The 8,401-nt window shown below is 56.8% G+C and carries 4 protein-coding genes and 1 tRNA gene; 2 read left to right on the forward strand and 3 right to left on the reverse strand.

From position 1 onward, the window contains the following. The first annotated feature begins 485 nt into the window (after positions 1–485). Positions 486–3,275 (forward strand): bifunctional aconitate hydratase 2/2-methylisocitrate dehydratase, encoded by a 2,790-nt coding sequence (locus tag AN476_RS21605; RefSeq protein ID WP_054463838.1) that lies wholly within the window; start codon positions 486–488, stop codon positions 3,273–3,275. Between the two features lie 141 nt (positions 3,276–3,416). On the opposite strand, the gene AN476_RS21610 is transcribed toward AN476_RS21605, so the two are convergent. Then, a complete protein-coding gene (locus AN476_RS21610) occupies positions 3,417–5,996 on the reverse strand; it encodes a PAS domain-containing protein (protein WP_054463839.1) in 2,580 nt (859 codons plus the stop codon). 560 nt (positions 5,997–6,556) lie between these two features. On the opposite strand from AN476_RS21610, the gene AN476_RS21615 reads away from it, so the two are divergent. Further along, a complete protein-coding gene (locus AN476_RS21615) occupies positions 6,557–7,777 on the forward strand; it encodes a PAS domain-containing protein (protein WP_054463840.1) in 1,221 nt (406 codons plus the stop codon). Between the two features lie 140 nt (positions 7,778–7,917). On the opposite strand, the gene AN476_RS21620 is transcribed toward AN476_RS21615, so the two are convergent. Further along, positions 7,918–7,992: transfer RNA gene (locus tag AN476_RS21620), tRNA-Val, on the reverse strand. A 19-nt stretch (positions 7,993–8,011) separates the two neighbouring features. Beyond that, positions 8,012–8,401 (reverse strand): HU family DNA-binding protein (locus AN476_RS21625; RefSeq protein ID WP_253279967.1); only part of this gene is annotated, 390 nt, incomplete at its 5' end.

Below are 8,401 nucleotides of genomic sequence, written 5' to 3' on the forward strand. Positions count from 1 at the left end.
GCCCGCCCTTTGGCCCCCCCCCCCCCCCGCCTCTCTCCAAGTTGGGCCAAGGGAGTGGAGGCCTAAAGAGGCAAAAGCCTCAATTTGAAACCAGTCGCGTCCTTTGGCAGAATTCCATACTCAGGCCTGGGGCCTGACGGATCGCCAAAAAAACCAGCAAATCGACGCCCACAGCTGCTAAGATCTGATACAAAAGTGCCGCAGCCGGTTGCACTAGGCCCGTATTGCCAGCACCGTCAAACCGTGTTTAGTCCAACGGTAACTTTCAGGCGCTAGCCTGCGCCGCGACAGCTGAAGTGTCGCGGCGCAGGCCGTAAGACATTCACAAAAGTGAACAGTCAAAACAGCAAACTCAATGGTGGGCATATTGCATATCAGCCCCAACAAGTATACCATCGCATACAACCAGCTTGTTCCGACTCGCCAGACCTTTTCTGACACCCGTCGTTCAAGCTCATGTGCAACACTATATCGGCGGGAAAACCATGACCTTGTACACTGACTACCTAGCAGAGATTGAAACGCGCAAAGAGCAAGGCCTGCACCCCAAGCCCATCGACGGGGCTGACCTGGTTGCAGAGCTGATTGCTCAGATCAAGGATGTAGGCAACGCACACCGCGAGGCCTCGCTCGACTTCTTCATCTATAACACCCTGCCCGGCACCACCAGCGCTGCGGGTGTGAAAGCGAAGTTCCTGAAAGAGATCATCCTGGGTCAGGAAGAGGTTGCGGAAATCACCCCGACCTTTGCCTTTGAACTGCTGTCTCACATGAAGGGCGGCCCTTCGGTCGAGGTTCTGCTGGATCTGGCATTGGGTGACGATGCAGCCATCGCCGGTCAGGCGGCCGAAGTTCTGAAAACCCAGGTTTTCCTTTATGAGGCAGACACCGACCGTCTGGCCGCTGCCCTGGCTGCAGGCAATGCCGTAGCCAAGGACATTCTGGAAAGCTATGCACAGGCTGAATTCTTCACCAAGCTTCCCGAGGTGGAAGAAGAAATCAAGGTTGTGACCTATATCGCCGGCGTCGGCGATATCTCCACCGACCTGCTGAGCCCTGGTGCAGAAGCGCACTCCCGCGCTGACCGCGAATTGCATGGCAAATGCATGATGACCCCAGAAGCCCAGGCCGAAATCCAGGAGCTGCAAAAACAGCACCCCGACGCACGCGTGATGCTGATTGCCGAAAAAGGCACCATGGGTGTTGGCTCCAGCCGGATGTCCGGTGTGAACAACGTGGCGCTCTGGACTGGTAAAAAGGCCTCTCCCTATGTGCCCTTCATCAACATCGCGCCAGTCGTGGCCGGCACCAACGGCATTTCGCCGATCTTCCTGACTACCGTAGGCGTGACCGGCGGCATCGGCATTGATCTGGACAACTGGGTCAAGAAGCTGGACGCCGACGGCAATGTGGTTGAGGACGAAGAGGGCGAAGCGGTTCTGGAAGAGGCCTATTCGGTCGCCACTGGCACCGTGCTGACCATCAATTCCAAAACCAAGACGCTGCATGATGCGACTGGCAAAGAGCTGAAAAGCGTCGCCGCCGCCTTCACTCCGCAGAAAATTGAATTCATGAAGGCAGGCGGCTCCTACGCCGTGGTCTTTGGCAAAAAGCTGCAGACATTTGCCGCCGAAGCCCTGGGACAGGAGCTGAAATCGGCCTATGCCCCCTCTAAGGAAATCACCGCCGAGGGCCAGGGTCTGACCGCCGTTGAAAAGATCTTCAACCGCAATGCCCTGGGCACCACCCCTGGCGCCACCCTGCATGCCGGGTCCGACGTACGCGTCAAGGTCAACGTAGTTGGCTCGCAAGACACAACTGGCCCGATGACGGCGCAGGAATTGGAAGCCATGGCGGCGACCGTGATTTCGCCCTCCGTGGACGTTGGCTATCAGTCCGGCTGTCACACCGCATCCGTGTGGGACAAAAAGGCCCAGGCCAATATCCCCAAGCTGATGAAGTTCATGAATGATTTCGGCCTGATCACTGCACGGGATCCCAAGGACCAGTATCACGCAATGACTGACGTGATCCACAAGGTACTGAATGACATCACCGTGGATGACTGGGACGTCATCATCGGCGGCGACAGCCACACCCGCATGTCCAAAGGCGTGGCCTTTGGCGCCGACTCCGGCACCGTTGCCCTGGCGCTGGCCACCGGCGAAGCCTCCATGCCGATCCCTGAATCGGTCAAGGTGACCTTCAAGGGTGAAATGGCCCAGCACCTCGATTTCCGCGATGTGGTCCATGCCACCCAGGCGCAGATGCTGGATCAGCATGACGAGAACGTCTTCCAAGGGCGTATCATCGAAGTCCACATCGGCACCCTGTTGGCAGACCAGGCCTTTACCTTCACCGACTGGACCGCCGAGATGAAGGCCAAGGCCTCGATCTGTATCTCTAATGACGAGACCCTGATCGGTTCGCTGGAGCTGGCCAAGGGCCGCATCCAGATCATGATCGACAAGGGCATGGACAATGCAGCCAAGCTCTTGCAGGGCCTGGTCGATAAGGCGGATGCCCGCATTGCCGACATCAAGTCGGGCGCGAACCCAGCCCTGACCCCAGACGACAACGCCAAGTATTTTGCCGAGGTTGTCGTCGATCTGGGCGCCATTGATGAACCGATGATCGCGGACCCGGATGTCAACAACGACGATGTCTCCAAGCGCTATACCCACGACACCATCCGCCCCATCACCTACTATGGCGGCGACAAGCACGTCGATTTGGGCTTTGTTGGCTCCTGCATGGTGCACAAGGGCGACATGAAGATCGTGGCGCAGATGCTCAAAAACCTTGAAAAGGCATTGGGCAAGGTTGAGTTCAAAGCCCCTCTTGTGGTGGCGGCGCCAACCTACAACATCATCGACGAGCTGAAGGAAGAAGGCGACTGGGAGATCCTGGAGCGCTATTCCGGCTTCACCTTTGACGATCTGTTCCCCAAAACCCAGGCCCGCACCGAGTATGAGAACATTCTCTATCTCGAACGCCCCGGCTGTAACCTCTGCATGGGGAACCAGGAAAAGGCTGCCAAGGGGGATACCGTTCTGGCGACCTCGACCCGCCTGTTCCAGGGCCGCGTTGTGGGTGACACTGCCGATAAGAAGGGTGAATCCCTGCTGGCCTCGACCCCGGTTGTTGTGCTCTCCGCCATTCTGGGCCGCACCCCAACGATGGAAGAATACAAGGCCGCAGTAGAAGGCATCGACCTGACCAAGTTCGCGCCGCCGCTGGCCATTCCGACGACAACAAAATCAGCACATTTCTAAGGGCTGCACAGCCACCTAGATGACAGAAGGGGCGCAATGCACTGCATTGCGCCCCTTGTTGTTTTGCGGATCATGTCGCGATGGGATGCGCGCGGCCCCCTGGGCCAAAGGCGGGCACCACTGACTGCGCTGAGAGGGCGCTCAGAGCCTTTTGACCTGCTGGCTCCCCTTGGCCAGGGCGGCCAGCAAATCGGCGCGCTGAACGGGCTTCATTAGGCGGATGTCTTCGGGGCGCAGCCCATTGCCATGCACGGTTGCCTCGCTGGCGTAGCCTGACATGAAGATAACCGGCAGGTCGGGCCAGCGCTGACGCAGCTCCTTGGCCAGGGTGGTCCCCTGCAGCTGCCCCGGCATCACGATATCGGTCAGCAATAGATCAAAGGTCGGATCACTCACAAAGGTGGCAAAGGCCTCATCGCCCGACCCCGTGGCAGTGACCTGATAGCCGGCCCGTTCCAGAATTGTGACCAGCGTATTGCGCACGCCCTCTTCGTCTTCGGCCAGCAGAAGCCTACGCCCTGCCACTTCATTTCCTGCCAAGACTGGAGGCGATTTTGCAACCGGATCGGATTGTAGTGCCGCCGCCGGAAAATAGAGTTTGAAGGTGGTGCCTTCGCCGACTTCGGAATAGACCTGCACCGTTCCCCCGGACTGGCGCATAAAGCCCAGCGTCATCGACAGGCCAAGGCCTGAGCCGACCCCCGGCGGTTTGGTGGTAAAGAAGGGCTCAAATATCGACGGCAGAATTTCTTCGGCCACGCCGCCACCCGTGTCGCTGACCGCCAGCATCACATAGCGCCCCGGCGTCAGCTCTTCGTGCCGTGTCTCGATATATTCCTCATCTATCCGCACATTTGCCGTCTCGATGGTCAGGTTGCCTCTGCCCCCCATCGCGTCGCGCGCATTCAGCGTCAGGTTCAGCAGCGCGCTTTCCAACGAGGAGCGGTCCGCATCAATTGCCCAGAGCCCGGCCAGGAGCGAGGTCTCAACCCTGACGCTTTCCGGCAGGGCCCGGCCCATCCAGTTCTTTGCCTCACGCACCACATCGTTGAGATCCAAACGCACCGGAGTGAGTGGCGCCTGACGGGCAAAGGAAAGCATATTCTTGGTCAGATCTGCGCCGCGCAGAGATGCGGCAATGGCCGCGTCGATCATCTGAGCATGTTTCTCCGGCTCTTCCCCGTCCCGCAGTAGCTCCAGATTGCCAAGGATCACCGCCAGCAGGTTGTTGAAGTCATGCGCCACACCGCCGGTCAATTGGCCAATGCTTTCAAACTTCTGCGCCCGGCGCGCAATCTCGCGCTCCTGCTGCATCTGTCTTTGGATTTCGACCTGATGCGTTGCATCCAACTGCACCGCCCGCAGCAACGTCTGACCATCCTCTTCGATGGCAAAACTGCCGTGGAAGTCCAGCCAGCGGATTGTCCCATCCCGCGCCGTGATCTTGTAGCGATGTGCAAAAGGAGCACCCGTCCTCCGGCCTTGATTGATCAGCTCCATAAAGCTGGCGATGTCCGCAGGATCATGCATCTTAGACAGCAATCCTGGGTTTTCATAGAATTCCTGATCCGTAACGCCCCAAATCTCCGAACATTTTGGGCTGATGTAGAGAAGCTTTCGGTCCACCTCATCCGTCAGGTCAATTTCCAGAACAATACCCGGCAACTCATCGGCGATCATCGCCAGACGCCCCTGAGTGGCCCGATATTGCTTTTCCGCCTCGCGTGTATCGGTGAGATCCAGATGCATTCCCGACACGCTGGTAGGTATGCCGCCGTTTTTGGAATTCGAGCTCCAGACCGCACGAATGGTCCGCAATGCTCCATCGGGTCTGCGGATGCGGAACTCTCCCCTGCCAACCAGTTGCTTGCCGCTCCAGACCCGTTCGGCTTCCGCCTTGATCGCCGGGAAATCCGCGGGAAAGACCAGCGACTCCCAATCCTTGATCGGAACCAGCCCCTGTTGCCGCTCCTGTTCTGAATAGGCGGAAGCATCCAACCCGTAAATCTGCATCATCCCCGCATCAAAAAAGGGCCGGGGATCTCCCTTGTTTCGCCGAAACCGCCCCATACCTGACATCTGCATGGCCAGATCGAGGTTCTTCGCCAGTTCATTGGAAGTGCTTATTTTTTCCGCCAACCTGATGGCGAATTTCAAGATCTTCCAAGTCACCAGAATGGACAGAGAACCGGTAAAACCAAAAACCAGAACAATCTTGGCTACCTCGACAGGTGGCAAGGGGGAAGTCGCGAAATAGGTCATGTACAAAATGGGCACAACAAACACAGCCGCATAGCCAATCAACATCACGGTCATGGCCCGGCGTGAAATCTTCGGCCAGGGATGACGCGTCTTCAGATAGCTTGCCGCCAGACCCAGAGCCGGAATAGCCAGAACCATATAGAGACCTAGGGCAGGCATTGGGTCACCCACTGCGATCCGGTACAGGATCGCGCAAAGCCCGGCAAAAACGGCACCAATGGGGCCACCCAGATAGCCCGCAAACAAAAGCGGCCCAGACATGGCGTTCATCACGGTCTTCTCAGGCCCGACAGTCACCGAAGTCATGCTGAGAGAAATCACTGTCACCCCGATAAACAGCCCAATCAGCGCCTTTTGCTTTTGCTGTTGCCCTCGCAGGGTCTCAGAGGCCAGGGTCACAAAAACCAACACTCCCGCCAAAGACAGAGAAATCAGGCTTTGCAGGAAAAAGGCAAACATCACATCTCCAGGCTGGCAGGGCGTGCCCCAGTTCAAAAGATATGAGCACCTATAGCATAGAAACTGTCAACAATCTGATCACACGATACTTTCGCCTCTGCCGCTTTCCACTCCTTGCGGTGCTTTTGCAGAACACGGAGAGTGCGGCACCACAAAACGCAGGCCCGACCCGAGCAGCCCCCTGCCCGCACTCTCAGATGTCGAAAGCAATGATAAGCCAAAGTTTCAGAACACGATCTCATGTCTTTCCGCCCAAAAACATCCATTTGAAATGCACATAAACAGGCTGATCTGTGTTGGGGCGAATTCGGCAACTTGCCGCCGCACTGGCCCCTAACCGGCTCAGATCCCGAAGCGGTTGCGATTCGCAAAAAGAAGGATCAACCGAGGCGGGCATTGGGTTTCAAATCGATCTAAAAATCCCGGATTCTGCCCCCAAATGGCAACCTATGCGATAATTCGCATCCGTTAACCTTCTGTCAGTCTCCAGGGATCAAGATCCCACAAACTCAATCATTTCAGCCCCTTATTTCACTTCAGTCAACGCAGCGGGATTCCTAATGACGCAATATGATCGAAACCTGGTCAAGAGACCGACCAGCGGTGAAGCTCCTTTTGGTCTGGAAGAAATTTTCTTTTCCAGGACCAATGAACGCGGCATCCTCCAATCCGGCAACGAGGTCTTTCGCCGGGTTTCGCATTTCTCCTGGCAGGAGCTGATTGGGGCCCCCCATAAGATTGTTCGCCATCCCGACATGCCCAAAGGGGTGTTCCAACTGTTCTGGGACACCATTCAGCGCGGCCACCACATTGGCGCCTACGTGAAGAACCAATCAAAAGACGGGTTGTCCTATTGGGTCTATGCAGTTGTCATCCCCTGCGAAGGCGGATTTGTATCTGTGCGTATCAAGCCGACAAGCGAGCTGTTTGAAAAAGTGAAACAGGCCTACTCTCAGCTGCTCAGCGCCGAATGCGCTGAGGCGCTAACTCCGGAAGACAGTCGCGCCTTGTTACTAGCCTGGGTCACTGAACAGGGGTTTGATGGATACGATCACTTTGCGACCGTCGCGCTGCAAGAGGAGTTGAGCCAGCGGGAGGCAAGTCTGGGGCGCGAGAGCAAAGAGATCAGCACCAATCTAAAAGGCGCCTTTGAGGACGCCACCGCGCTCACCAGCGAAACCCAGGGGCTGGTCAGTGACTTTTCCGCCATGCGCACGATCCCGCACAATCTACGTGTGATTGCCTCCAGGATAGAGCCTGCAGGCGGGCCGGTGACGGTGTTGTCTCAGAACTATGGTTCGATGTCGCGCAACATGTCCGAGTGGTTTGAAGCCAACGTCATCGGCCCAGATAGCAACTTTTCAAAGCTGAAGGAGTTGGTCAACACCAGCGGCTTTGTCCAGGGAATGGTGAAGGTTCTGGTGGAATGTGAACAGCAATTCAAAACTGAAGGCCAAACAGGTTTGGAAACTGGCATCGGCGCAGAGCTCGAACTTCTCTCGGATCTGTCAAACAAACAAATAGTTCTGTCGAATGTCGGTCTGCAAGAGGTGCACTATGAGGCCTCGCGGATCATCACGGCTTGCCAAACCATGCAAAGGCACATCCTTGGGCTCAGCTCAACGCGCGTCCTGTGCAAAATCGAAAGCGCGCGCCTTCCCGAATCCGGGGAAACACTGTCAGAAATCATCGACCAGCTTGGCGCGTTTCAGGAGCGGATCATGAATCGCTTAGAGAAAATAATCACGCTATGCGGACGGATAAAGACTGAAACATCATAGGGAGCACTTGAAGCCCGCCTTTGATCGAACCCTGCTGCGGCTCCGCCTGTATTGACGCCGGTTTGGGCCAGCAGGGTTTCGGCCCGAACTAAATCGACCGCCGGATCTCGCTTAAACCATTGATAGTTAGTGGAAAAAAATGGTGGGTGATAAGAGATTTGAACTCCTGACATCTTCGATGTGAACGAAGCGCTCTACCACTGAGCTAATCACCCTCTGAGCCGGGTACTACCGTTAGGATCCGGCCTGTGCAAGAGGTTCTGGGGAAGAAACCTCCACCTCTTCTGCACTTTTTTGCGCGCCATTCCCATGGGGCAAAGGCTGGCGAAGCCTGCAGACATGCACGGTGCCGTTGCTGCGCTCTTCGCTCCGGTTCAGATGCAATTTGCCAAAGGGTTTGAGATTGAGATCCCGGCCAGAGGCCACGGTTTCACCCAGGATCGCCAAAAGCGCCTCGACAACGGGTTTGGCGTCTTTTTTCTTCACCCCAGAGCGCAGCACCGCCGCGTCAATCAGTTCTCGTTTGTTCAGTGCGGGCTCTTTGGATGGCTCGCCTGCGGTCACAACAACCGGGCTGGGTTCCTGCCCCGCCGCAAGCGCCTGAGGCGGGGGGACTTCTGCGGG

Origin of the sequence: Phaeobacter sp. 11ANDIMAR09 (genome assembly GCF_001294455.1) — a bacterium.
Classification (GTDB): domain Bacteria; phylum Pseudomonadota; class Alphaproteobacteria; order Rhodobacterales; family Rhodobacteraceae; genus Pseudophaeobacter.